Here is a 23,914-nt window from a genome sequence, read left to right as displayed (position 1 = left end):
GGCGTCCCGGAAGGGCGATCTCAGAACAGTGCGTCGGCGAAGAGTTTCACTGTGATGATGGTGAGGATCGCCAGGATGAGGCGGTCGAAGCTGCCGGGTTTCATGTCTCGGCCGAGCCATTGGCCGAGACGCATGCCGAGAAACACCGGCACGAGGGCTGCGATGCTGAGCATGAGGCGCTGCCAGGTGAGAATGCCGGCGAGGGCGAGCGATGGCAGCTGGGCGACGGCAAAGCTCGTGAAAAGAACGGAGACGGCGAAGACGAATTTCGGACGCTCCAGACGCAGGGCGTTCATGAAGGTGACGCTGACCGGGGCGGAGATGCCGGTCGCGCCTTGCAGGGTTCCGGCGAGGAAGCCGATGGCCGGGGCGATCTGTGTGGCGCGGGCCATTGCGAGCTTCACCTGGGGGTGCAGGAGGCGGAGCGCGATATAGGCGAGCATGACGAGCGCGAGCCCGAGCGAGAGGAAGCGGGCGGGCAGGCTCGTCAGGAGAAAGGTGCCCGCGGCAATGCCGATCAGGCTCATCACCACGAGCCGCGGGAGAAAGGGGAGGTCGGCGCTATGGGCGCGGAACCTCCAGACCTGCGAAAGGTTGGCTGTCAGGATCGGGATGGTCAGGATGGCGATCGCGTAAGGAACGTCGAGAAAAGCCGCAATGCCCGGTATCGCCACGAGCGGCAGTCCCATGCCGGCGACGCCTTTGATGGTGCCGCCCGCAGCGAGACAAAAGAAGATGACAAGAAGTTCGTTCAACGTGGATCGCCCTTGGTGAGTTGTCTCTGGCCTGTCGAATAGGCCGAAGGCGTTGGCGCTGTCGTCCCACTTGTCTCACGGGCTGCCGGCATGGCGGAAAATCTTGGAAGTGTTGCCGACCGGGATATGGTCTGACAAAATGGAGCGAGCTTAGCGGTTTTTTCATCCTCCCGTCCGATCGTCAGCATGAGAGCGTCCGACAGCCAGGATGATGGAGCACGGTTCACACATATATATCGACCGCCGGGCCGAGCCGGATATCTATGTCTCGCTGGTCAATTCCCTCTACAGCTCGATGCGATCGCTGGTCGCAGGAGCGATCGGCGGAACGGCGGCCGTCCTTGTCACGGCGATCCAGATCGGTGGGTTGCCTCTCTATGTGTGTGCCGCAATCATTGCCGTCGTCGGCTTCCTCCGCGTGGCGGTGGCCTATGCCTTTCGCCAGCGCGGCGGCGAGACGCTGCCGGTGGAGCGGCCGGTTTTGTGGGACGTCCTCTATGGCATCGGGGCGTGCGCGTTCTCCTTTCTCCTCGGCGTCTGGTGCTACATCTGTCTGGCGTATTATGACGATGTGACCGCACAACTCGTCGCCGTGTCGGTGACGATCGGCTATTCCGCTGGCATCGCCGGGCGCAATGCGGGCCGCCCGCAGCTCGTTTCTCTGCAAATCCTTTTCGCCTGTCTGCCGCTCGTCACCGGTTTCGTGGTGGAGGGCGAGCCGCCTTATCTGGCGCTCGGCGTGCTTCTCGCCTTCTTCTTCTGGAGCATGCGAGGCGTTTCGATCTCCATCAGCGAGACGCTGCTTGCGGCCCTGCGTGCGGAAAAAGTGATGACGCTGCTTGCGGGGCGCCTCGAAGCTGCCCTCTCAAGCATGTCGCATGGTGTGCTGATGATCGATGCCGACCAAAAGCTGCGGGTTCACAATCAAAGGGCGCTCAGTCTTCTCGGTCTTTCACCTGAATCGATCCGGCATGGCATGCCGATCGGCGAGCTCGTCCAGGCCTGCGTGCGCGAGGGCGTCTTTTCGCGCTCGGAGCTGAAGCGTTTGCAGGAGCAGTTCACGGTCGGACGAACGCTGCAGATCGTCACCAACGACCGGCGCACGATTTCACTCACCAGCGAGCCGGCGAAGGACGGCGGTTTCGTCATCGTCGCGGAGGATGTGACGGAGCGCAAACGCACCGAAGCGCGCATCTCCTATATGGCCCATCACGACGAGGTCACGGGGCTGCCCAATCGCGTGCGCCTGAAAGAGGAGCTGGAGCAGTTCCTGCGCAAGAGCGCCGAGGAAAACTCCGCCTTTGCCGTCTTCTGCGTCGATCTCGATCACTTCAAGAGCGTCAACGACACGCTCGGTCATCCGGTCGGCGACAGCCTTCTGCGGGCGACGGCGCGGCGGCTCGCCTCCATGACCCGCAAGAGCGATCTTCTCGCCCGTTTCGGCGGTGACGAATTCGTGCTTCTCGCCTCCGGCGTCACCGACGCCGAACAGGCGGAGCAATTCGCGACGCGGGTCATCACGGCCTTGTCGCGTCCTTACGCGCTCAACGGCCACAGCATCGTCGCGGGTGCGAGTGTCGGGGTGGCCTTTGCGCCCAAGGACGGCTCGAATGCGGATGCACTCATCAAGAATGCCGACATGGCGCTCTACCGGGCCAAGGCGAACGGGCGCGGGACGTTCTGCGTCTTCCAGCCGGAAATGGATGTGCGCGCGCAGGAGCGCCGCTCGCTCGAGATGGAACTGCGCAGCGCCTTCGCCAATGAAGAGCTGGAGCTCTACTACCAGCCGCTCCTCAACGTGCGCAGCCGCACGATTTCCACCTGCGAGGCGCTGTTGCGCTGGCCGCGGGCGGGGCGGGGAATCGTGTCGCCCGGCGAGTTCATTCCGCTCGCCGAGGAGATGGGGCTGATCGTGGAGATCGGCGATTGGACGCTGGTGCAGGCCTGCCGTCAGGCCGTGCAATGGCCGGAGGAGATCCGCGTCGCCGTCAACGTCTCGCCCATGCATTTTCGCCGCGGCGACATCGTCCGCTCCGTCGAGGCGGCGCTCAAGGATTCCGGGCTGCCGGCCGACCGGCTGGAGATCGAGGTCACCGAATCGGTGCTGCTCGAACAGACCGAGCGCACGCGTCAGGCCCTCGGGGAGCTCGCCGAGATGGGGATCCGCATCTCGCTCGACGATTTCGGCACCGGCTATTCGAGCCTCGCCTATCTGCAGAACTACCCGTTCCACAAGGTCAAGATCGACCGCTCCTTCCTCTCCGGCCTCGATGCCGATCCGCAACGTCTCATCATGCTGCGCGGCGTGGCGCGACTTTCCGCCGAGCTCGGGCTTTCCGTGACGCTCGAAGGCGTCGAGCGTGACGATCAGCTCGCCATCGTCATGGCGGACGGCTACGTCGACGAGGTGCAGGGCTTCCTGATCAGCTGCCCGGTGCCGGCGGAGAAGCTTGGCAGGCTTTTTGCATCGCGGAAAGAAAAGCAGGCGGCTGCCTAGGGCGGGCCGCTCGCGCTAGGGAATCTCAGCCAAATCACGATTTTGCGGTGCAGCGCGGGTTTTCATTTCACAGGTTAAATGTTAACCTTAACAAATCGTTACAGGCTTGCCGGTACCCTAAAGTTTATATTAACGTCATGAAGTGTTTTGTAATAAGTGTCAGTGTTCCTCTGCGGCGGGGGGTGGAATATGGCCAGACTTGAAGCAGCGGCGTTGGAAGTGCGCGGCGAAGATATTGTCGGCGGTGAGGAGGCGGCGCGTATATCTGGTGCGATCGGTGCCGGGATGCCGCCGAAAGGTTCGGTAGAAAGTGTTCGAGCCGCGGTTTCCGAAATTGCGGAGGACGTGCAGGAAGTCGTTCTTTCTTTCGAGCCTGAGAGCGCGACTTTGTGGTCGACCATGGTGCCGCCGGGCCGTCCCTGCTTTACGCGGCGGCTGGTGAGCGAATACATTCACCTGTTCCAGTCTTTGAACGCGCGCTTCGCAGATGCCGAATCGCTCGCTCTCAAATACATCGTCTATCAATCCGGAACGCCGTCAATCTTCAGCCTCGGCGGCGATCTCGACCTCTTCTCGCGGTTGATCCGGGCGCGGGACGAGGAGGGGTTGCGCGATTATGCGCATGCCTGCGCCAAGATGACCTACCTGAATTCCATCAGTGCCGATCTGCCGATCGTAACGATCGCGCTGGTGCAGGGGCAGGCGCTCGGGGGCGGGCTGGAATCGGCGCTGTCCTGCAATCTCATCGTTGCGGAAAAAAGCGCGACCTTCGGGCTGCCCGAGGTCCTCTTCAATCTCTTCCCCGGCATGGGCGCCTATTCCTATCTGAGCCGCAAAGTGTCGAGCCGGATCGCGGAGAAGCTGATGCTGTCCGGGCGTACCTATTCGGCGGACGAGATGCTGGACGCCGGCGTCATCGACGAGGTGGTGGCGGACGGCACCGGTGAAGAGGCCGTGCGCGACCTGATCGAGCGCTCGCAACGGCGCCACAACGCGCAGGTCGGTGTCTATCGCACGCGCCGCCGCGTCATGCCGCTCAGCTACGAGGAATTGCGCGACGTCACCGATATCTGGGTCGAATGCGCGCTCGGCATTACCGATCTCGATCTGCGCAAGATGGAGAAGCTGGTGAAAGCCCAGGACCGGCTCAAAGGCGCCGTGGCCATGCCGGCCGCCGCGCATTCATGAGGATGATCCATGCCTCTTGCTGAACTGAGACTGACGCGCGGGGCGCTGTCGGACGCGAAGCTCGATATTCTGGCGCGCGATCTGACGGCGATTCTTCTGGAGCATCAGGGGGCGCGGCCGGGCAGTGCCGTGGCGCGTTCGATCACCCGCCTCGAAGTGACGGAGTTCGAGCCGCGGCGCACCTATGTCGGCGGCAATCTCTCCAATGCGCCCTGTTACCGGCTCTCCTATACGGTGCCGCTCGGCGCCCTGAACGAGGAGAAGAAGCGCTCGCTCGTGGAAAAATCGACGAACGCGATCCTGGCCGCGGAAGGCACGCCTTTCACCGAGGACGACGCCTACCGGGTCTGGTGTCTGATCGACGAGGTGCCCGACGGGAACTGGGCGAGCGCCGGCAAGATCTGGCGCTGGCGCGACATCATGCGGTGGGTCGCCCGGCGCGAGATCGCGGCGCGGCGACAGGAGCGCGATGCGGGCGACGGCCAGCTTCCGGAGCGGGAGCGCAAGACGGGCAGAGCCGGGATCGCGGCCTGAATCTCCAGCAAGCTCGAATCTGCTGAAGTCCGGCCGGCGCGCACGAAAGATGTGACGAGGCCCAAGACGCTCAGCCTGCGTCGCCTGACGGCGATACAGATCGAAACGAATGCCACGGTGCTCATGCGCCGCTTCGGGTGGAATGGCGTGGTGAGGCCGCGGGCGGTGTAGGCGGCTGTGCATTGCCCCGTTTGACTGCTGTCGTGGTCGAGACGACTGGTCGTGCTGCGAGATCGCCCCGCTGTCAGATGGATAGCGAAGCGTGACCGGTCAGAGAACGAAAAAGGGATGCGGGCGGGCCGAAGAGGTTTGCAGCGTCGCGGCAGGAAGGGCGCTGGAGGGACCGGCACGGCCCTGCGCCCCGCCGGCCGTTTTCTGTCCTTCCGGCTGGCCCTCAGACCGAGAGCCGGAAGGACCGGATGAGCGTTCGAAAAGGCTCTAGAGAGCGCCTTCCTGCTGGCCTTTCAGGCGCGAAATCTCGTCCTTGAGTTGCAGCTTGCGCCGCTTCAGCTCCGCGACTTCAAGATCGTCGCTGGCCGGGTGGGCCATGGCTTCCTCGATCTCTTTTTCGAGTGCCTCATGGCGCCGCTCAAGCTCGGCAAGGCGCGCTTCAAGGGGCATTTGCGTCTCCATCTATGGTGGGGGAGTTAAAGTGTGACATAGCTTCACCGCTCTGTCTAACGGAGCGGCAGGGTCCGTTAATATCTGCTGATCATTTGATCACGCATTTTTTTCGCTTCTCGCTGCGGCTTTTCGAACCGTACGCTGGCATCCGCGGCCGATACGCTGCATGAGACAATTCCTCGTGATAGATTGCCGCCCCTGGAGGTGATGATGGATGGTAGCGACAACGTCGTGGAGCTGACGCAGAAGGAGATCAGAGCGGAGCTTGCTCTCTTGCGTCAGGAACACCGCGATCTCGATCATGCCATCGAAGCCCTTCATACGGCCTCGCCGCAGCCCGATTACCTGCAATTGCAGCGCCTGAAGCGCAAAAAGCTCTCCTTGAAGGACCGTATCCTGGCGCTCGAAGACAGGCTTCTGCCGGATATCATCGCGTAAGGCGTGCTGGGCGTAAGACCTGGCTGAGGGCGCGGTGTTTGAGGCGGGTACATCCGCAGGACGCGCTCACGCTTTGCCTGATATTTGGGCCGATCCGTCGTCTTGCGAGAGGCTTCCGCATTCGTTAATCCGGCGTCTTTCCGGTTTTCTTTCCCTGACAACGCGGACATTGTCGCCTTGACCGCATCATCTTCCGTTCCTGTCGCGCTCGTCATGGGCAGTCGCTCCGACTGGGCCACCATGCAGCGCGCGGCCGAAAAGCTCGACGAGCTGGCCATCGGCTACGAGGCGCGCATCGTCTCAGCGCACCGCACCCCGGAGCGGCTCTACGACTTCGCCAAAGGGGCCGAAATGAACGGCTTCAAGGTGATCATCGCAGGGGCCGGCGGGGCGGCGCATCTGCCCGGCATGGTCGCTTCCCTGACGCGCCTGCCGGTGCTCGGTGTGCCCGTGCAATCGCGCGCCTTGTCGGGGCAGGATTCGCTTTATTCGATCGTGCAGATGCCGGCCGGCATTCCGGTGGCGACGTTTGCAATCGGCGAAGCCGGCGCGGCCAATGCGGCGCTCTTCGCCGCCTCCATCCTGTCGCTCGGCGATGCGGCTCTGGCGGAGCGGCTCGCAACCTTCAGGCTGCGGCAGAGCGATGCCGTCGGCGAGGATCCGCGCGATGACAGCTGACCACACCGGGGCGCTCGCGCCGGGCGCCACCATCGGCATTCTGGGCGGGGGCCAGCTCGGACGGATGCTGGCGGTCGCCGCCGCACAGCTGGGCCTGTCCACGCATGTCTTCTGCCCGGATCCCGACAGTCCGGCCTTCGACGTTTCGGCGCATTACACGGTCGCGCCTTATGACGATCCGCGCGCTCTCGAAGCCTTTGCGGCCGACGTCGACGTCGTCACCTACGAGTTTGAGAACATCGCCGTCGATGCGGCGGAGCTGCTTGCGGGGACCTGCCCGGTGCGGCCCGGACCGCGCGCGCTCGAAGTGGCGCAGGACCGGTTCAACGAGAAGAGTTTTCTGACCGGTGCCGGCGTGCCGGTCGGCCCCTATGCGGCGATCGGCGATCTCGAGGGGCTCAAGGCCGCGCTTCAACACCTCAAGACGCCGGCGATCTTGAAGACGCGCCGCTTCGGCTATGACGGCAAGGGGCAGGTGCGCATCGACGACGCCAAAGATGCCGAGGCGGCCTATGAGGCAATCGCGCGCGCGCCGGCGGTTCTGGAAGCCTTCGTGCCGTTTTCGCGCGAAGTCTCCGTGATCGCAGTGCGCGGGGTGAACGGTGAGACGGCGGTTTACGACGTGCCGGAAAATGTCCACCGCAACCATATCCTCCATACCTCCACCGTGCCGGCCAATATCTCGCTCGCGACGCGGCAGAAGGCGGCGGAAATCGCCGCCACCATCGTGAGCGAACTCGATTATATCGGTGTCATTGGCGTCGAGCTCTTTGTCATCGAGGTGAAGGGCAGCGAGCTGCTCCTCGTCAACGAGATCGCGCCGCGGGTGCACAATTCCGGCCATTGGACGCGCGATGCCTGCGTCTGCTCGCAGTTTGAAAATCATATCCGGGCGATCGCCGGCTGGCCGCTCGGTTCCGTCTCCCGCCACAGCGACGCGGTGATGACCAATCTCATCGGCGAAGAGGCCGAGGATTGGCAGGCACTTGCGGGCGAGAACAATTGTTGCCTGACGCTCTACGGCAAGCGCGAAATCCGGCCGGGCCGTAAGATGGGGCATGTGACGCGGCTTCAGCCGCTTACCAAGGCGCCTTGCTAAGCCCCGCAAAGTGTGGTGCAAGGCCGCCGATCTCTCGACAGGATTAGCGATGAAAATCAGCGGTAACGACATCCGCCCGGGCAATGTCATCGAATATGACGGCACGCTCTGGGTGGCGGTGAAAACCAATAAGGTGAAACCTGGCAAGGGTCCGGCCTACAACCAGGTCGAACTCAAGAACCTGATCGACGGGCGCAAGCTCAACAATCGCTTCGGTTCCGACGAAAAGGTCGAGCGCGTCCGCATCGAAACCAAGGACTTCCAGTTTCTCTACAAGGATGGAGACGTGCTGGTGTTCATGGATTCCGAGAGCTACGAGCAGATCAATCTCGCCGAGGAATTCGTCGGCGAGCGCGCCGCCTTTCTGCAGGACGGTATGACCGTGACCCTCGAAATGCATGAGGAGAGGCCGATCGGCATTGCGCTTCCGGACCAGGTGGTGCTCGCCATCACCGAGACCGAGCCGACCATCAAAGGCCAGACGGCCGCGTCCTCCTACAAGCCGGCGATGCTGGAAAACGGCGTGCGCGTGATGGTGCCGCCTTTCATCACGGCCGGCGAGAGGATCGTCGTCGACACCAATGAGATCGCCTACGTCAAGCGGGCCGAGTAGGTACGGCTCACACGACATGGCAAGATCGGCAATTCTCAATGTGATGGTGCGCGCCGCCACCAAAGCGGGGCGCGTGCTCGCCCGCGACTTCGGCGAGGTCGAGCACCTTCAGGTGTCGCGCAAGGGGCCCGCGGATTTCGTCAGCGCCGCCGACCGGCGCGCGGAGGAAATTATCCGCGAGGAACTGGAGCGCGCGCGCCCCGGCTATTCCTTCCTGATGGAGGAATCCGGCGAGACGATCGGGGAGGATCCTCAGCACCGCTGGATCGTCGACCCGCTCGACGGCACCACGAACTTTCTGCACGGCATTCCGATGTTCGCCGTCTCGATCGCGCTCGAGCGCCAGGGGCGACTGACGGCGGGTGTCGTCTACAATCCTGTCACGGACGAGCTCTATACCGCGGAGCGTGGGTCAGGAGCCTTCTTCAACGATCGACGCCTGCGCGTCGCCCAGCGCCGCATCTTTGCGGAGACTGTCATCGCGACCGGAATCCCGCATTTCGGCCGCGGCGAGCATGGGCCGTATCTGCGCCAGATGGCGGCTGTCATGGCGGAGGCCGCGGGCATCCGGCGGTTCGGTGCCGCGGCGCTCGATCTCGCCTGGGTCGCCTCCGGCCGCTTCGATGGCTTCTGGGAGAGCCATCTGTCGGCCTGGGATATGGCGGCGGGTATTCTCCTCATCCGTGAGGCGGGCGGCTTCGTCACCGATATCAAGGGCGGTGACGCCATGCTCACCTCCGGCACCATCGTTGCCGGCAATGAGGCGGTGCACCAGCATCTCGCCGGATTGCTCAAGGGCGCTGGCGGATAAATCGCCGGAATCGGCCGCGACTGTTTCGTCCTTCCGACAAATCACGCTAGATTGGACCAAAGCGCGGCCGAACCCTGGATAATATGGCGAAAGAATACGATCCCTACCGGCTCTCTTCGCCCCGAATCTTTCTGGTTCGGATGCTCATCTTTCTGGTGATCGCGGCCTTCGTGCCGCTCATCCTGTATCGCCAGATCGCTGTCGGCTTCATGTCCAATCCGGGCCTCAACGGGCTCATCATCGGCGTGCTTCTGATCGGCGTGCTGCTCGCCTTCCGGAGCGTCATCATGCTGATGCCGGAAGTCAAATGGGTGAATTCCTTCCGCCGGCAGGAAGCCGGCTTTTCCGAGGATTCGCCCAGGCTTCTCGCGCCGATGGCGACGCTTCTGCGCGACCGGCGCGAGGCGATGCTGTCGACCTCCACCTGGCGTTCGATCCTCGATTCCATCGCCACGCGGCTTGATGAAAACCGCGAGATCCTGCGCTATCTGACGGGGCTCCTCGTCTTTCTCGGCCTCCTCGGCACGTTCTGGGGGCTGTTGCGCACGGTCGGCTCCGTCAGCGAGACGATCCAATCCTTGCGGGTCGATTCCGGCGAGGCGGGGGTCATCTTCGAGGATCTCAAGGCCGGGCTCGAAGCGCCGCTTTCCGGCATGGGCATCGCCTTTTCGTCCTCGCTCTTCGGCCTTGCCTCCTCGCTCGTCCTCGGTTTCCTCGATCTCCAGGCCGGGCAGGCGCAGAACCGCTTCTACACCGAGCTCGAAGATTGGCTGTCCACGATGACGGACCTCGAGGATTTCGACCTCGAGGATGCGGAGACGGGCAATACGGTGCAGGAGATCCGCCTCGCGGTCGAAAGACTGTCGCGCAATATGGAGGGCGGGGGACGGCCCTCGATTGCGGCGATGGCCAATCTCGCGGAAGGCATCCAGGGCCTCGTCCAGCATATGCGCAACGAGCAGCAGATGGTGCGCGACTGGATGGAGGGGCAGGCCGAGCAGCGCGAATATCTGCAGAATACGCTCGATGCCATCGCCGAGCGGCTCGGTCATGACGGGACCGAGGCCAAGACGCGGCGGATGCGCGAGGAAGACAAGCCCTATCCGCAGCGCATGCCGGGCCTGACGGAAACCGGCAGGGAGCGCTGATCCATGGCGCTCGCGCGCGCACGGCGCATGCAGCGCACGGATTACTGGCCGGGCTTCGTCGACGCCATGGCGACGCTCTTGCTCGTCTTCGTCTTCCTGCTCACCGTTTTCTTCATCGCGCAGTTCTTCCTCTCCCAGGAGATTTCCGGGCGCGACGAGGTGTTGAACCGCCTCAACGCGCAGATCGCCGAGCTGACCGAGCTTCTGGCGCTGGAGCGCACCGACAATCGCGACATGACGGAGACGATCGCCTCATTGCAGGCGAGCCTTTCGAACGCCGAAGGCGAGCGCGACCGGCTGCAGGGGCTGTTGTCGTCCTCGTCGGGGGCCGCCGGCGAGGCGGAGGAGCGTATCTCCGGGCTCACCAGCGATCTCGCCAACGAAAAGGAAGTGAGCCAGCGCGCCCTGGCGCAGGTGGAGCTCCTCAACCAGCAGCTTTCGGCACTTCGCCGGCAGATCGCGGCCCTGGAAGATGCGCTCGAAGCCTCCGAAACGCGCGACCGGCAGAGCCAGACAAAGATCGCCGATCTCGGCCGACGGCTCAACGTGGCGCTCGCCCAGCGGGTGCAGGAGCTGTCGCGCTACCGCTCCGACTTTTTCGGGCGTCTCAGAGAGATCCTCGCAGGGCGCTCCGACATCGAGGTGGTGGGCGACCGCTTCGTGCTGCCGGCCTCCGTGCTCTTTCCGACGGGGACGGACGAGATCACCGATTCCTTCAAGCCCGATCTCAACGAGCTTGCCGACGCCATCAAGGAGCTGGAAGCGGAGATTCCGAAGGAGATCAATTGGGTGATCCGCGTCGACGGCCACACCGACAAACGCCCGGTTTCCGGCTCGGGACGCTTCCAGTCGAACTGGGATCTGTCGGCGGCGCGCGCCATTTCGGTCGTGCGCTATCTGATCGACCAGGGGGTCTCGCCGCAGCATCTCGTCGCCGCCGGATTTGGCGAATACCAGCCGCTCGATGAAGGCGAGAGCGAAGAAGCCTATCGCAGGAACCGCCGCATCGAGCTGAAGCTGACGGAGCGGTGAGGGGCGAGGCGAGCACGCTTAACGCGTCAAGTGTCGCTTTACGCCTGACAGCCCTTGCGCTACTCTTCCGCGATGGAGATCGCATCCATCCGTCATAAGGCGCTGAGGCGCTTTGCGGAGACTGGCGAGGCGAGGGGTCTGCCCGGCGATCTCGTTGCACGTCTCCGCAGGATGCTTGCCTACCTGACGGCGATTGAAACGGCCGAAGAGCTGAAATTTCCGCCCAATTTCGGCGCGCACCTGTTGAGCGGCGAACGGGAAGGTGAATGGTCGCTCACGGTGACGAAGAACTGGCGTATGACGTTTTCCGTGAATGAGGCTGGGGCGATCGAGCGTCTCGACCTGGAGGATTATCACTGATGGCGATCAAGCTGCATCCAAGCTTCGCGCTGCATCCGGGCGAATGGCTCAAGACGGAGATCGTCGAACCGCATGGTCTGAGCGTCACAAGTGCTGCCGAAAAGCTCGGCGTTACCCGTCAGTCGATGAGCAGTCTCCTCAACGGGCACGCCGGCCTTTCCGCCGAGATGGCGATCCGTTTCGAAAAAGCGTTCGGCGTTAGGGCGGAGACGATGTTGCGGATGCAGGCGGCGCATGATCTTGCCAAGGCGCGGACGCATGAGGACGAGATCAAGGTCGAACGGATCACGCCGGCAGCCTAAGCCGGTTGCTCTACGACGTTGCGCTGACGCTTCTCGAACCCACCGCGCGCTCGAAGAGATGCCAGGTGGCGTGGCCGAGCACCGGCAGGACGATAAACAGGCCGACGAAGGTCGGCGCGAGCGCCAGGATGGTGAGTGCGCCAACGATCACGCCCCAGGCGAGCATCGGGCCTGGATTCTTGCGTACCGCCTTGAAGCTCACGATCATCGCCGAGACGAAGTCGAGCTCCCGGTCGAGGAGGAGCGGCATGGCGATCACCGTCGACGAGAAGAGGACGAGTGCCAGGAAGGCGCCGACCGCTGTGCCGACGAGGAGAAAGCCGAGGCCTTCCGGCGTCGTCGTGACGACGGCGAAAAAGTCGGCAAGGCTCGAAAAACTCTTGAAGCCAAGGAAGAGAGCCAAAAGCAGGCGCACCTGATAGATCCAGATCCAGAAGATGAAGAGGATGACGAAGGCCATCCAGCTCATCTGCCGCTGGCGCTGGCGGACGACGGTGGTGAGGACACGCCGCCATCCGGGTCGTTCGCCGCGGGTGCGGCAGCGGCTCACCTCGTAGAGCCCGGCGGCCACGAAAGGACCCAGCAAGGGAAAGCCGACGCCGAATGGCAGGATCATCCAGGGCATGTCGAGAGCGATGAGGAGGCCGAGGACGACGAAGCCGCCGGCCACGAAAATCGCCGCAAAGAACAAGCCGTAGAGAGGTTCGGCGAGAAAATCCGCGAACCCGTCTTTGAGCGCGGCCTTGAGATCGGCAAAGCCGATCTCGCGGACATCCGGCATGCGCGGCGCCTCGGCCGCGCGCGGCTCTCCCGTCATCGTCACAGCGTCCCTCCCAGGACCGTATGGACTTTTCTCAGCGGCCGTTCCGGCTCGTCTTGTTGAAAAATCTAGAGCGGTTCGCGTTTTGACGGAAGCTCTCGTGATTTGCAGTGGAGGGACTGATCGGAGGGGGAAGGCCCGACGTGAGGGCTGAAGAGAGCCAGCCGGGGCGCGCGAGCACACACGCCTTCGAAGGCCGCTGTTTCGAAATTTAATTATTGCATTTCAAAGTCGGATTTTTTAGCTGTGCCCGTGATCTTCCAAAGGACGGGTATGCTCGCTTCCTTCCTCATCATGCTGCGCGAGGGGCTCGAAGCCGCTCTGGTGACCGGCATCATCGCAACTTATCTGCGCCAGACTGGGCGTTCCGCATGGATGCCGCTCGTCTGGGTCGGGATTTTTCTCGCCGTCGCCCTGTCGCTCTTCGTCGGCGCCGCCCTGCAATGGGTGAGCGCGGAATTCCCGCAGAAATATCAGGAGCTGTTCGAGGCCTGCGTCGGTCTCGTCGCCGTCGTCATCCTGACCTCGATGGTCTTCTGGATGCGCAAGGCGGCGCGCTCCATCAAGGCGGAATTGCACGATTCCATCGATGCGGCGCTGTCCGCGCCCAAAGGTGCGGCCTGGGCGCTGATCGCCATGGTCTTCTTCGCGGTGGCGCGGGAAGGCCTTGAATCGATCTTCTTCCTGCTCGTCATTTTTCAGCAGAGTTCCGGTCCCGGCGTGCCGCTTGCAGCGCTTGCCGGCGTGCTTGTCTCCGTCGCGGCGGGCTTTGCGATCTATGTGGGCGGGCTCAGGCTCAATCTGCGCCGCTTCTTCCGCTGGACGGGCGTTTTCATCCTCTTCGTCGCCGCCGGCATCCTAGCGAGCGCGCTCGGCAATCTGCACGAGGCGGGACTGTGGAACGAGCTGCAGACGCCGGCCTACGACCTCAGCCGCGTTCTGCCGGTCTCCAGCGTCGTCGGCACCATCCTGTCGGGCATCCTCGGCTACCAGGAGAGCCCGAGCGTCGGCGAGATCCTTCTCTATGTCCTCTTCCTCGGCGTGAGCCTCTTCTTCTTCCTGAAGCCTGCACGGCCAGGGAAAGAGGCGAGCGTCTACGCGCCGAGCCCAACCGCGGAGCGTCCCAATGCCGGCGCCTGAGCCTCAGCCCAAAACGCCTCGTTCGGGGATCATGACCCTTGCCATCGCCGGTGCAGCGCTTCTCGCCATCGCCGGCGGCGCGGCGTTCTATTATGCGAGCCAGCATGCCGCGGGGCAGGCAGACACGGCCGATCAGTTCCGCGTCGCCGTCAGCGCCACGGCCTGCGAGCCGAACGAAATCACGGTGCCGGGCGGCAAGCGCTCGTTTGAGATCCTCAACACGTCGGAACGGCCGATCGAATGGGAAATCCTCGACGGCGTCATGGTCGTGGCGGAGCGCGAGAACATCGCGCCGGGCTTCAAACAGACGCTGACGGCGCAGCTTCGCCCGGGCGATTACGAGATCACCTGCGGCCTTCTCTCCAATCCGCGCGGCATCCTGCATGTGACGGAATCGGAAGAGGCGCGGACGGCCGCGAGCACCATCGGCCTCAGGAATTTTCTCGGGCCCTTGTCGGAATACAAGGTCTACCTCGTACAGCAGGGGATGGCCGCCGTGTCCGCCAGTGAAGCGCTCGCCGAGGCGATCAAGGCCGGCGATCTTCAAGAGGCGCAGGATCTGTGGGTGGAGGCGCGGCTTCCCTATAAGCGCGTGGAGCCGGTCGCCTATCGCCTGTCGGATCTCGAAAACGCCATCGATCCGGTCGCGGATTATCTGGAAAAGCGCGAGGCCGACCCGGCGTTCACCGGCTTCCATCGTCTCGAATACGGGCTCTTCTCCGAGGAGACGACGGAGGGGCTGGCGCCGGTCGCCGACGAACTCGTCGCGAATATGGGCGAACTCAAATCCCGCCTCGGCAAGCTCAAGCTCGACCCGGCGCTTTTGATGGCGATCCCGGGCGACATGGCGCGGCAGCTTTCGGACGGAAAGATCAAGGCCGGCGAGGACCATTACGCCCATACCGACCTTGCCGATTTCGCCGCGAATTTCGAGGGCATCGCCAAGATCACGGGGCTTCTGCAATCCGTTGTGGAGCCGGTCGATCCGGCTCTCGAGAAGGAGATCGACGCGAAGCTGAAGGCGGTGGAGACGAAGCTCTCGGAGCTATCCGGGCCGGATGGCTACCCGTCCTACGACAGCGTCGACGAGGCCGCGCGCGCCTCCCTTTCTGAGGCTTTCCAGGACCTCGCTGACGTTCTCGACCGGCTCGACCAGGTGATCGGAGTGAGCTGAGATGACAGAAAGAAGCAAAGACAACATGGCGCGTTCCGGCTTCGGCTGTCCATTCGCAAGCCGCCGTCAGGTGCTTTTCGGCCTCGGGGGTGCGGGCAGCGCGCTTGCCTTGGGAGCGGTCCCGGCACTGGCCGAAGAGGGCGACGGGCATCAGGTCACCGATGCGCCGACGGGTCTCAACAGCACGTCGGAACGGGTGCCGTTCTACGGCAAGCATCAGGCGGGGGTCGTCACGCCGCGACCGGCGACCGGCATCATGGCGGCTTTCGATGTCGTCGCACGCACGCCGGACGACCTGGAGACGATGCTGCGTAAGCTGACGGAGCGCATCGTCTTCCTGACCCAGGGCGGTGAGGTGCCGGAGCTCGATCCGAAGCTGCCGCCTCCGGATTCCGGAATTCTGGGGCCGGTGGTGGCCCCCGACAATCTGACCATCACCGTCGGTCTCGGCGCCTCTTTGTTCGAACGGCGGGAGTTCTTGACGCCCCTGAAGCCGCGGACGCTTCAGCGGATGACGCAATTCCCGAACGACGCGCTCGATGCGGAGCGCTGCCACGGGGATCTGTCGCTGCAGTTCTGCGCCAATCTGCAGGACACCAACATCCACGCGCTGCGCGATATCGTGAAGAACCTGCCTGAATATCTGGTGCTGCGCTGGATGCAGGAAGGCGATGTGCCGGTCATTCCGCCAAAGCCCGACGGGGAGACGGAAAGCGCACGCAATTTCCTCGGCTTTCGCGACGGCTCCGCCAATCCGGATTCCAACGATCGCGACCTCATGCAGAAGGTCGTGTGGGTCGGCGAGGGCGATGACGAGCCGCAATGGGCCCGTGGCGGCACCTATCAGGCGGTGCGCATCATCCGCAATTTCGTCGAGCGCTGGGACCGCACGCCGCTCAAGGAGCAGGAAGAGATATTCGGGCGCAAGAAGGACAGCGGTGCGCCCTTCGGCGGGACGCATGAAAGCGATGTGCCGGATTATACGCGCGATCCGCAGGGTGAGCTGACGCCGCTCGATGCCCATATCCGGCTCGCCAATCCGCGCACGCCGGAGGCCGACGACAATCTCATCCTGAGGCGGCCGTTCAATTACTCGAACGGCGTCACGAAGTCCGGCCAGCTCGACCAGGGGCTCCTGTTCATCGCCTATCAGGCGGATCTGGAGAAGGGCTTCATCGCCGTCCAGACGAAGCTCAATGGCGAGCCGCTGGAGGAATACATCAAGCCCGTCGGCGGCGGGTACTTCTTCGTCCTGCCCGGGGTCACAAGCCCTGATCGCTATCTCGGACAGGACCTCATCGAAGCGGCTTCGACCGCCGATAAGCCGATCTGAATTCACCCAGGGAAAGGAAAGATACCCTTATGAACTTCACCCGACATCTGCGCGCAGGCGCCCTGGCATTCGCCCTCAGCACCACGGCTCTCACCGGGGCCATGGCGCAAGACGCCTCCCTCGACCTCGTTGAGCCGCTCGCCCAATACAAGATCTACGTGGCCGAAAACACCGCAGAGCTGGTGAAGGACACGCAAGCTTTCGTCAAAGCGATCAAGGACGGCGACGTGGAGAAGGCGAAGGAGCTCTTCGCGCCGACGCGCACGAGCTACGAGGCCGTGGAGCCGATCGCCGAGCTCTTCTCCGATCTCGACGTCTCGATCGATGCCCGCGCCGACGATTACGAAAAGGGCGAAGAGGATCCGACCTTCACCGGCTTCCACCGCCTCGAATACGGGCTGTGGGAAGAGGGCTCGACGGAAGGGCTCGATGAATATGCCGACCAGCTTATGTCGGACGTGAAGGAGCTCAACAGCCGGATCAACGAACTCACCTTCCCGCCGGAAGTGGTCGTCGGCGGCGCGGCGGCGCTCATGGAAGAGGTTGCCGCGACAAAAATCTCGGGCGAGGAAGACCGCTACAGCCGCACCGATCTGTGGGACTTCAAGGCGAATTTCGACGGCGCCTACAAGATTTTCGATCTCTTGAAGCCGGTTCTGGAAGAGAAGGATTCCGAAGAGTTCCTCAAGACGGTGCAGGGCAATTTCGACGACGTCTATGAGGTGCTCGAAGAGTACGAGACCGACGAGGGTGGCTACGTCTCCTACACGAAGCTCAGCGACGAAGATCGCAATCTCCTCTCCACCAAGGTGAATACGCTGGCGGAAGATCTTTCCACGCTGCGCGGCAAGCTCGGCCTCGGCTGAGCCCTCTGCGGAGAGTGGGAAAGGCCGTCTTCTCCGACGGCAGCTCACAACACGCGTGAAACAGAAAGCCCCGCTGCGGTTGGTCCGCAGCGGGGCTTTTTCGATACGTGGCTCGGAAGCGGCGTGACGCGCCGTCCCTATTCGGCGGCGGCCGATTCCGGTTCGCGGCCACCGTCGTTGAACTGCAGCTCGGCGAGGCGTGCATAAAGGCCGCTCTTGGAAATGAGCGCCTGATGGGTGCCTTCCTCGACGAGCGCGCCGTTCTCCATCACCAGGATGCGGTCGGCATTGCGCACGGTCGCGAGCCTGTGGGCGATGACGAGGCTGGTGCGGTCCTTCATCAGCGTTTCGAGGGCGGCCTGGACGGCGACCTCGCTTTCCGCGTCGAGCGAACTCGTCGCCTCGTCGAGGAGAAGGATCGGCGCATCCTTCAAAAGCGCGCGGGCAATGGCGATGCGCTGCTTCTGGCCGCCCGAAAGGGTGATGCCGCGCTCTCCGAGCACCGTGTCGTAACCTTCCGGAAGCGCGCGGATAAACTCGTCGGCATTGGCGGCCTTGGCGGCTGCCTCGACGTCTTCGCGGCTTGCCGTCTCGTTGCCGAAGCGGATGTTGTCGAAGGCGGTCGCGGCAAAGATCGCGACGTCCTGCGGGACGAGCGCGATGCGGCGGCGCACCTCTTCCGGGTCGGCCTCGGTGATCGGAACGCCATCGACCATGACGGAGCCCGTCTGCGGGTCGTAAAAGCGCATGAGGAGAGCGAAAACCGTCGATTTGCCGGCGCCCGAAGGGCCGACGATCGCTACACGTTCGCCGGCTCGGATGTCGAAGGCGACATTGTGGAGAACCGGACCTGAGCCTTGCGGATAGGCGAAGGAGAGCTCGTCGAAGCGCACCTCGCCGCGGGCCGGGGTGGGCAGGGCCACAGGATTTTGCGGCTTCTTGATTTCGGGTTCCGTCTCCAGAAGCTCGACGATCCGCTCGGTGGCGCCGGCTGCCTGGCTGATCTCACCCCAGACCTGGCCGATCTCGCCGAGGCCCGCGGCTGCAAACACCGAATAGAGAACGAACTGGCTGAGGCGACCGCCCGTCATGGTGCCGTCGACGACCGCCTGCGCGCCCCACCAGAGGACGACGACGACGCTCGCAAAGACGATGAAGATGGCAAAGGCGGTGAGGGCCGCGCGCGCCGCCGTGGCGCTGCGAGCGGCCTGGAAGGCATCCTCGATGCGCACGCCGAAATAACGCCGCGCCGGGGTCTCCTGATTGAAGGCCTGGACCGTGCGGACGCCCGAAATCGCTTCCGAGGCATAGGCGGAAGCTTCCGCCAGGCGATCCTGGGCGAAGCGTGAACGCTGGCGCACGCGCCGCCCGAACCACAGGATCGGCACGACGATGAAGGGGATCGCAGCAAGCACCAGAGCCGACAGGCCGGGGCTCGTCACCACCATCATGACGACCGAGCCAAGGAACATCATGATGTTTCTGAGCGCGACGGAGGCGGCAAAGCTGATCGCGGCGCGGATCTGTGTGGTGTCGGCGGTGAGGCGCGACAAAATCTCGCCCGAGCGCGCCGTGTCGTAGAAGCCTGCCGAAAGCTGCATCATCCGCGTGAAGAGACCGTCGCGCAGGTCTGCGACGATGCGCTCGCCAAGCGTGGTGACGAGGTAGAAGCGCGCGGCGCTCGCACCGGCGAGGACCGCGACCACCACGAGCAGCATGGTGAAGTAACTGTCGATGAAGCCGGCGTTATCGGCGGAGAAGCCGAAATCGACGACGCGCCTCACCGCCATAGGGATCGCGAGCGTTGCCAGTGTCGCAAGGATCAGCGCCGCAAGCGTCGCTGCGACACGTCCGCGATATCTGGCGAAATAGGGGACAAGCGCCTTGAGAGGGCGCAACGACGAGCGGCCGGCCTTGCGCGGCCTTTTAGAAGAGCGATCGGTCATTTGGTTTTGCAGGGAGCACGATTGGACATGTGGTGCAAGGGTTGCTGCACGGACTTGATAGCGCATGCCGGCTTCTGTATATCGCCGACGACAATTGCCTTTCTGCGCGGTGAAAGCCGTGGCATGACGATGGGCGCAGCGACGTAGGGCACGGACCTTGGGCGAAAGCGCCGAAGGCAGGCGGGCCGCTCCAACCGACGAGACGAGACATGAAGAAAGACATCCATCCGGATTATCATCCGGTCAAGGTCGTGATGACCGACGGCACGGAATACTGGACCCGTTCGACCTATGGTGAGGATGGTGCCTCGCTGCAGCTCGATATCGATCCTTCGACGCATCCGGCCTGGACCGGCGGCGGCCAGCACCTCATCGACCGCGGCGGTCGCCTGTCGCGCTTCAAGAACAAGTACGCCGGCTTCCTCGGCTAAGTCGCGTTGGCCGCTCCGAAAGGGCCCTTTCCCTAGGGAGCGGCAAGGCGCGGCAGCCGCAAAACGCCGCCTGCGTTCGTTGAACGTCAGAATCAAAAAGGCCGCTCCGAAGGGGCGGCCTTTTTTGCTGGCGCGATGTTTGTCGGTGGCATCGTTGTCGGCGGCATCTTCGTAGGCGGCGTCGGCGAAGAACGCCGGCAATGCCGATATGCGAGCCGAAACTGCGCCCCGGCGAGGAGCGTCGTTTCGCGGGGCGGCTCGAGCGTGCTTTGCCTTGCAGGCGTCAGCCGACACGTTTCTCGAAGGCGTCCTGAAGGGCTGCAAGCTGGCTTGCCACCGGGCTCGGCGCTTCCTCCAGGGTCGAACGACCATCGTCGAAAAGCGCCGCGTCGATCATCTGCACCCGCTTCTGCAGGGACACGGAGCGGTCGATCAGCGCCTTGAACCCTTCCGGAAGCTCTTCCCAGCCGGGACCGCGCATGGCGGTCAGCGCCTGATCGAGGTGGATCTTGTGCTTTTCTTCGGCCGCCTGATCGAGCGTCATCTCACCTTCGTTCACCGCGCGATGCAGGAGGAGCCAGGAGGCGAGCTGCATCAGCCGCGTGGTGAGACGCATGGATTCCGTTGCATAGACGATGGACGCGGGACGATTGAGCCCGGACGCGGCGGCCCGCCCGTCCCCATCGAGATAGGCTGCCGTCTCCTCGACGAGCTGCATGCCCGCCTGGAACAATTCGCTGAATGTCTGCGAATGCGCATATGCGCGCCCGAAAGACAGTGGCTCTTCGCGGCTACCCGTTTGACGCATGGACTTGATCCCTTTTGGCTATTCAAAGCCGAGGGCCGCGCCTCGGCAAGTGCGGGAGCCGGGTTCTCCACCGGCTTCTCGATCGTGGAGCCAGTTCAGACACCCCGACGAGGCCGAATTCAAACGGATTGTAATCAAATAGTAAAGATCGCGACGCGGCCTAAAAAAAGAGCCGCTGGGCGGCTCTTAGGCTGATACAGGGAGGCGTCAAACAGAGTGAACAGGATCACTCAGATCCAAACCTGATTGGATGGTGTCATTAGAAATTAGAAAGGTTAATCCGCGGTTAAGCGGGGAACGACAAGCTGAACGATCGGCCCTCAGCGCTTGAAAACCGCGTCCGCCGCGGCGCGTCCGCCCTTCTTGCGCGTCAGCTCCTGCTTGATGCGGACAATCTCTGCCTCGCAAAGCGCGATGCGTTCTTCGAGCTCGTGTTCTGAAAGGAGCGAGAGGTCTTCCCCCACCGTATGGACCGGCTTTTTCACCGGCCTGTCGTCGTCTGCAAACATCGTCGCCCATCTGGTTTCGGCCTTTGGCGCGAAGGATAACGCTGCATCCGCTGGCTGTCAGCGTTTCATTGTCGGCGCTTCACCCATTCAAAATCCGACTTTCACGCGCTAGGTTCACGGCAGATTGTGGGGAGGATGCATGAACATTCCGCAGACGATGGAAGCCGTTGCCATCACCGAGCCGGGCGGGCCGGAGGTGCTGGCGCTCGAAGAGCGCGCCGTGCCGCAGCCGGGAGAAGGCGAGCTTCTCGTCAAGGTCGCAGCGGCGGGCATCAACCGGCCGGACGTCCTGCAGCGGCTCGGCCGCTATCCCGTGCCGAAGGGGGCCTCCGATATTCCGGGGCTCGAAATCTCCGGTCATGTGGTGGCGGCAGGCGAGGGCGCGGAACGCTTCAGCGTCGGCGATGCGGTGGTGGCGCTTCTGCCCGGCGGCGGCTACGCCGAATATGCGACGGTGGCTGAGACGAACGCTCTGCCGCTGCCGCAAGGGCTGTCGCTCATCGAAGGCGCGGCCTTGCCGGAAACGACGTTCACCGTCTGGCACAATGTCTTCGAGCGCGGCTCGCTCAGGCCCGGCGAGACGCTCCTCGTGCATGGCGGCACGTCGGGCATCGGCACGACGGCGATCCAGCTCGCCAAAGCCTTCAACGCCCATGTTCTGGTGACGGTGGGGTCGGATGAACGCTGCGAGGCGGCGAGGCGCATCGGCGCCGACCGGGCGATCAATTACAACAGCGAAGATTTCGTCGAGGTGGTGCGCGAGTTCACCGGCGGCGACGGCGCTGACGTCATCCTCGACATGGTCGGCGGCAGCTATACGCAGCGCAATTTGCAGGCGGCGGCGGTCGACGGACGGGTCGTGCAGATCGCGTTTCTCAAAGGGCAGCGCGCGGAGGTCGATCTCGCGCTGATCATGCAGAAACGGCTCATCCTGACGGGCTCGACCTTGCGGCCTCAATCGGTGGAAGCGAAGGCCGAACTCGCGCGCATGCTGGAGGAAACGGTGTGGCCGGCGATCGCGGCCGGACGCTATACGCCGGTCATTCACGCGGTGGTGCCATTTGCCGATGTCGTGGAAGCGCACCAGATGATTGATGCTGAACATGTCGGCAAGATCGTCTTGAAAGTCGATCCGCGCGCATAGCTTTGCGACCTCAAGCTTATCGCAACGGCGCATTGCGTGCTTCGCCGGGTGCCCGTATATGTCGGGCAACTTCCCGTCCACCGACGTGAATCACGCTCTGCCGGAGACCCTCCGGCAGAGAACACAGGAGGATCATGCCATGGCGTCAACGCCTCTGATGCCGAAAGCGACCGCCGTATGGCTGGTCGACAATACTTCGCTCACCTTCGAGCAGATCGCACATTTCTGCCGGCTGCACCCTCTCGAAGTCAAAGCGATCGCCGATGGTGACGCCGCCCAGGGTATCAAGGGGATCGATCCGGTGATCGGCGGACAGCTGGCGCGCGATGAGATCGAAAAGGCCGAGCGCGATCCGACCTATCGGATGAAGATCCTGGTCTCCAAAGTGCGCGTGCCGGAGACGAAGCGGCGCGGTCCACGCTATACGCCCGTCTCCAAGCGGCAGGACCGGCCGAACGCCATTTTGTGGCTCGTGCGCAATCATCCGGAACTGAAGGATTCGCAGATCATCCGTCTCGTCGGCACGACGAAGCCGACGATCGAGGCGATCCGCGAGCGCACGCATTGGAACTCGGCGAACCTGCAGCCGGCCGATCCCGTCACGCTCGGCCTGTGCTCGCAGCTCGAACTCGACCTCGAAGTCCGCAAAGCGGCGAAAAACGCCCCGGCCGTGGAAGAAGAGGGCGCACGCCTTCTGTCCGCGGAAGAGACGACGCGCCGTCCGCAGCCTTCCGAAAGCGATACCGGACACGAGCGCGAGCCCGACATCGATCCGGATTCGGTTTTCGCCAAGCTCAAGAATTTGAAGTCGAGCGACGTCACCTGATCCCGCGTGAGCTCAGTTGTCAGCAGCTGAGTTTTCGGGAGGGCTTGTGGAGAAAATTCTGACGGTGGCGGGTGATCCCGCCACCCTTTCTTTGACCCTGGTGGTGCTCGTTGCCGGCACCGTCAGAGGCTTTGCCGGGTTCGGCGCCGGCCTCGTCTTCGTCCCCTTTGCAGGATCTCTGATCGGACCTCGCGCCGCGGTCATCATCTTGTGGGCGATCGATTCCCTGCCGACGCTGCCCATCCTCATTCCGGCTTTGCGTGTGTGCAATTACCGCTCCGTCCTGCCGGCGGCAGGCGGTGTGGCGTTGTGCGCGCCCTTCGGCGCCTATCTCCTTGCGACGGCCGATCCGCTCGTCTTGCGCTGGGGCATGTCGGGGGTGGTTCTCGCGCTCGTCGTCCTGCTCGGCTCCGGCCTGCGCTTCACCGGGCCACGGCGTCCCGCCTCCGCTTTCGGCGTCGGCATGCTGTCGGGGCTTCTCGGCGGTGCGACGCAGCTCTCCGGGCCGCCGGTCGTCGTCTATTGGATGAGCGGGCACGAGGCGGCAGCGGAAATCCGCGCCAATCTCATCGTCTTCTTCGCGCTGTCGACGGTGATCACGGGGTTGTCGTTCTGGGCGAACGGCATCTTCAGCGAAGACGCGCTGATACGTGCGGCGGTCGCCGCGCCCGTCTATTTCGTCGCGCTCATTCTCGGACAGAAGATGTTCGGCTTTGCCTCCGAAAAAGTGTTCCGGAGGGTGGCGCTCGGCCTCATCGTCGCCGCCGCCATCATGGCTTCGCCCGCCTTCGACGGGGTGCTGCGGTAAGCGTGCAATGCAGCCGGCCGGACGCCGGCT

The 23,914-nt window shown here is 63.5% G+C and carries 26 protein-coding genes; 20 read left to right on the top strand and 6 right to left on the bottom strand.

The window, feature by feature from the left end; genetic code table 11:
- Nucleotides 1–20: 20 nt before the first annotated feature.
- Nucleotides 21–755, bottom strand: a complete 735-nt coding sequence (locus NYQ83_RS12800) for a sulfite exporter TauE/SafE family protein (protein WP_128290967.1) — start codon at nucleotides 753–755, stop codon at nucleotides 21–23.
- Nucleotides 756–963: 208 nt separating this feature from the next.
- Between NYQ83_RS12800 and NYQ83_RS12795 the strand changes: the two genes are divergently transcribed.
- The 3 genes from NYQ83_RS12795 (at nucleotide 964) to NYQ83_RS12785 (ending at nucleotide 4,974) form a co-directional block, all read left to right on the top strand.
- The gene (locus tag NYQ83_RS12795; protein ID WP_261215072.1) at nucleotides 964–3,252 is read left to right on the top strand and encodes a putative bifunctional diguanylate cyclase/phosphodiesterase; all 2,289 of its coding nucleotides are present in this window, start codon (nucleotides 964–966) and stop codon (nucleotides 3,250–3,252) included.
- A gap of 189 nt (nucleotides 3,253–3,441) precedes the next feature.
- On the top strand, nucleotides 3,442–4,440 hold the full coding sequence (locus NYQ83_RS12790) for a crotonase/enoyl-CoA hydratase family protein (RefSeq protein ID WP_261215071.1): 999 nt from the start codon (nucleotides 3,442–3,444) through the stop codon (nucleotides 4,438–4,440).
- 9 nt (nucleotides 4,441–4,449) lie between these two features.
- On the top strand, nucleotides 4,450–4,974 hold the full coding sequence (locus NYQ83_RS12785) for a tautomerase family protein (protein WP_234629070.1): 525 nt from the start codon (nucleotides 4,450–4,452) through the stop codon (nucleotides 4,972–4,974).
- 438 nt (nucleotides 4,975–5,412) lie between these two features.
- Here the strand turns inward: NYQ83_RS12785 and NYQ83_RS12780 are convergent, their stop codons facing one another.
- A complete protein-coding gene (locus tag NYQ83_RS12780) occupies nucleotides 5,413–5,595 on the bottom strand; it encodes a YdcH family protein (protein WP_128290971.1) in 183 nt (60 codons plus the stop codon).
- 213 nt (nucleotides 5,596–5,808) lie between these two features.
- Here NYQ83_RS12780 and NYQ83_RS12775 point away from each other — a divergent pair, with 213 nt between their 5' ends.
- The 9 genes from NYQ83_RS12775 (at nucleotide 5,809) to NYQ83_RS12735 (ending at nucleotide 12,079) form a co-directional block, all read left to right on the top strand.
- The gene (locus tag NYQ83_RS12775) at nucleotides 5,809–6,036 is read left to right on the top strand and encodes a YdcH family protein (protein ID WP_092816487.1); all 228 of its coding nucleotides are present in this window, start codon (nucleotides 5,809–5,811) and stop codon (nucleotides 6,034–6,036) included.
- Between the two features lie 213 nt (nucleotides 6,037–6,249).
- Nucleotides 6,250–6,714 (top strand): 5-(carboxyamino)imidazole ribonucleotide mutase, encoded by a 465-nt coding sequence (purE, locus tag NYQ83_RS12770; RefSeq protein WP_092816491.1) that lies wholly within the window; start codon nucleotides 6,250–6,252, stop codon nucleotides 6,712–6,714.
- Nucleotides 6,704–7,813, top strand: a complete 1,110-nt coding sequence (locus tag NYQ83_RS12765) for a 5-(carboxyamino)imidazole ribonucleotide synthase (RefSeq protein WP_261215068.1) — start codon at nucleotides 6,704–6,706, stop codon at nucleotides 7,811–7,813. The genes purE and NYQ83_RS12765 overlap by 11 nt, the downstream gene beginning before the upstream one ends.
- A gap of 49 nt (nucleotides 7,814–7,862) precedes the next feature.
- The gene (efp, locus tag NYQ83_RS12760; RefSeq protein ID WP_234629067.1) at nucleotides 7,863–8,426 is read left to right on the top strand and encodes an elongation factor P; all 564 of its coding nucleotides are present in this window, start codon (nucleotides 7,863–7,865) and stop codon (nucleotides 8,424–8,426) included.
- A 16-nt stretch (nucleotides 8,427–8,442) separates the two neighbouring features.
- A complete protein-coding gene (locus NYQ83_RS12755) occupies nucleotides 8,443–9,237 on the top strand; it encodes an inositol monophosphatase family protein (protein WP_261215066.1) in 795 nt (264 codons plus the stop codon).
- A gap of 83 nt (nucleotides 9,238–9,320) precedes the next feature.
- A complete protein-coding gene (locus NYQ83_RS12750; protein ID WP_261215065.1) occupies nucleotides 9,321–10,385 on the top strand; it encodes a flagellar motor protein MotA in 1,065 nt (354 codons plus the stop codon).
- A 3-nt stretch (nucleotides 10,386–10,388) separates the two neighbouring features.
- A complete protein-coding gene (locus NYQ83_RS12745) occupies nucleotides 10,389–11,417 on the top strand; it encodes a peptidoglycan -binding protein (RefSeq protein ID WP_261215064.1) in 1,029 nt (342 codons plus the stop codon).
- 54 nt (nucleotides 11,418–11,471) lie between these two features.
- A complete protein-coding gene (locus NYQ83_RS12740; protein WP_261215063.1) occupies nucleotides 11,472–11,777 on the top strand; it encodes a type II toxin-antitoxin system RelE/ParE family toxin in 306 nt (101 codons plus the stop codon).
- Nucleotides 11,777–12,079 carry a HigA family addiction module antitoxin gene (locus NYQ83_RS12735; protein WP_261215061.1) on the top strand — a complete coding sequence of 101 codons (303 nt, stop codon included), beginning with the start codon at nucleotides 11,777–11,779 and terminating at the stop codon, nucleotides 12,077–12,079. The genes NYQ83_RS12740 and NYQ83_RS12735 overlap by 1 nt, the downstream gene beginning before the upstream one ends.
- A 10-nt stretch (nucleotides 12,080–12,089) precedes the next feature.
- Here the strand turns inward: NYQ83_RS12735 and NYQ83_RS12730 are convergent, their stop codons facing one another.
- Entirely contained in the window at nucleotides 12,090–12,896 is an 807-nt protein-coding gene (locus NYQ83_RS12730) for a DUF2189 domain-containing protein (protein WP_261215203.1), read from the bottom strand.
- Between the two features lie 276 nt (nucleotides 12,897–13,172).
- Here NYQ83_RS12730 and efeU point away from each other — a divergent pair, with 276 nt between their 5' ends.
- From efeU to efeO (NYQ83_RS12710), 4 genes are read left to right on the top strand one after another with little or no spacing between them, the layout of a single operon-like run.
- Complete coding sequence (efeU, locus tag NYQ83_RS12725) at nucleotides 13,173–14,039, top strand: iron uptake transporter permease EfeU (RefSeq protein WP_261215060.1); 867 nt, start codon at nucleotides 13,173–13,175, stop codon at nucleotides 14,037–14,039.
- A gap of 31 nt (nucleotides 14,040–14,070) precedes the next feature.
- Nucleotides 14,071–15,213 (top strand): iron uptake system protein EfeO, encoded by a 1,143-nt coding sequence (gene efeO, locus NYQ83_RS12720; RefSeq protein WP_261215059.1) that lies wholly within the window; start codon nucleotides 14,071–14,073, stop codon nucleotides 15,211–15,213.
- Nucleotide 15,214: 1 nt separating this feature from the next.
- A complete protein-coding gene (gene efeB / locus NYQ83_RS12715) occupies nucleotides 15,215–16,546 on the top strand; it encodes an iron uptake transporter deferrochelatase/peroxidase subunit (RefSeq protein ID WP_261215058.1) in 1,332 nt (443 codons plus the stop codon).
- 29 nt (nucleotides 16,547–16,575) lie between these two features.
- Nucleotides 16,576–17,412, top strand: a complete 837-nt coding sequence (efeO, locus tag NYQ83_RS12710; protein ID WP_261215057.1) for an iron uptake system protein EfeO — start codon at nucleotides 16,576–16,578, stop codon at nucleotides 17,410–17,412.
- A 137-nt stretch (nucleotides 17,413–17,549) separates the two neighbouring features.
- On the opposite strand, the gene NYQ83_RS12705 is transcribed toward efeO (NYQ83_RS12710), so the two are convergent.
- Nucleotides 17,550–19,358: an ABC transporter transmembrane domain-containing protein gene (locus NYQ83_RS12705; RefSeq protein WP_261215056.1), complete on the bottom strand. Its 1,809-nt coding sequence runs from the start codon at nucleotides 19,356–19,358 to the stop codon at nucleotides 17,550–17,552.
- Between the two features lie 209 nt (nucleotides 19,359–19,567).
- Between NYQ83_RS12705 and rpmE the strand changes: the two genes are divergently transcribed.
- Nucleotides 19,568–19,789 (top strand): 50S ribosomal protein L31, encoded by a 222-nt coding sequence (gene rpmE, locus NYQ83_RS12700; protein WP_092816464.1) that lies wholly within the window; start codon nucleotides 19,568–19,570, stop codon nucleotides 19,787–19,789.
- Nucleotides 19,790–20,072: 283 nt separating this feature from the next.
- Here the strand turns inward: rpmE and NYQ83_RS12695 are convergent, their stop codons facing one another.
- A complete protein-coding gene (locus tag NYQ83_RS12695) occupies nucleotides 20,073–20,597 on the bottom strand; it encodes a DUF1465 family protein (RefSeq protein WP_128290981.1) in 525 nt (174 codons plus the stop codon).
- 320 nt (nucleotides 20,598–20,917) lie between these two features.
- Nucleotides 20,918–21,106, bottom strand: coding sequence for a DUF1192 domain-containing protein (locus NYQ83_RS12690; protein ID WP_261215054.1), 189 nt, complete (start codon nucleotides 21,104–21,106; stop codon nucleotides 20,918–20,920).
- Between the two features lie 139 nt (nucleotides 21,107–21,245).
- Here NYQ83_RS12690 and NYQ83_RS12685 point away from each other — a divergent pair, with 139 nt between their 5' ends.
- The 3 genes from NYQ83_RS12685 (at nucleotide 21,246) to NYQ83_RS12675 (ending at nucleotide 23,884) form a co-directional block, all read left to right on the top strand.
- Nucleotides 21,246–22,250 carry an NAD(P)H-quinone oxidoreductase gene (locus NYQ83_RS12685; protein ID WP_261215052.1) on the top strand — a complete coding sequence of 335 codons (1,005 nt, stop codon included), beginning with the start codon at nucleotides 21,246–21,248 and terminating at the stop codon, nucleotides 22,248–22,250.
- 139 nt (nucleotides 22,251–22,389) lie between these two features.
- The gene (locus NYQ83_RS12680) at nucleotides 22,390–23,076 is read left to right on the top strand and encodes a DUF1013 domain-containing protein (RefSeq protein ID WP_092815458.1); all 687 of its coding nucleotides are present in this window, start codon (nucleotides 22,390–22,392) and stop codon (nucleotides 23,074–23,076) included.
- A 46-nt stretch (nucleotides 23,077–23,122) separates the two neighbouring features.
- Nucleotides 23,123–23,884, top strand: a complete 762-nt coding sequence (locus tag NYQ83_RS12675; RefSeq protein WP_261215051.1) for a sulfite exporter TauE/SafE family protein — start codon at nucleotides 23,123–23,125, stop codon at nucleotides 23,882–23,884.
- Nucleotides 23,885–23,914 lie beyond the last annotated feature (30 nt).

It is taken from the genome of Afifella sp. JA880 (assembly GCF_025379905.1).
Lineage (GTDB): Bacteria > Pseudomonadota > Alphaproteobacteria > Rhizobiales > Afifellaceae > Afifella > Afifella aestuarii.
Note: the sequence above shows the minus strand (reverse complement) of the source record. Positions and strands in the feature narration are given on the sequence as shown.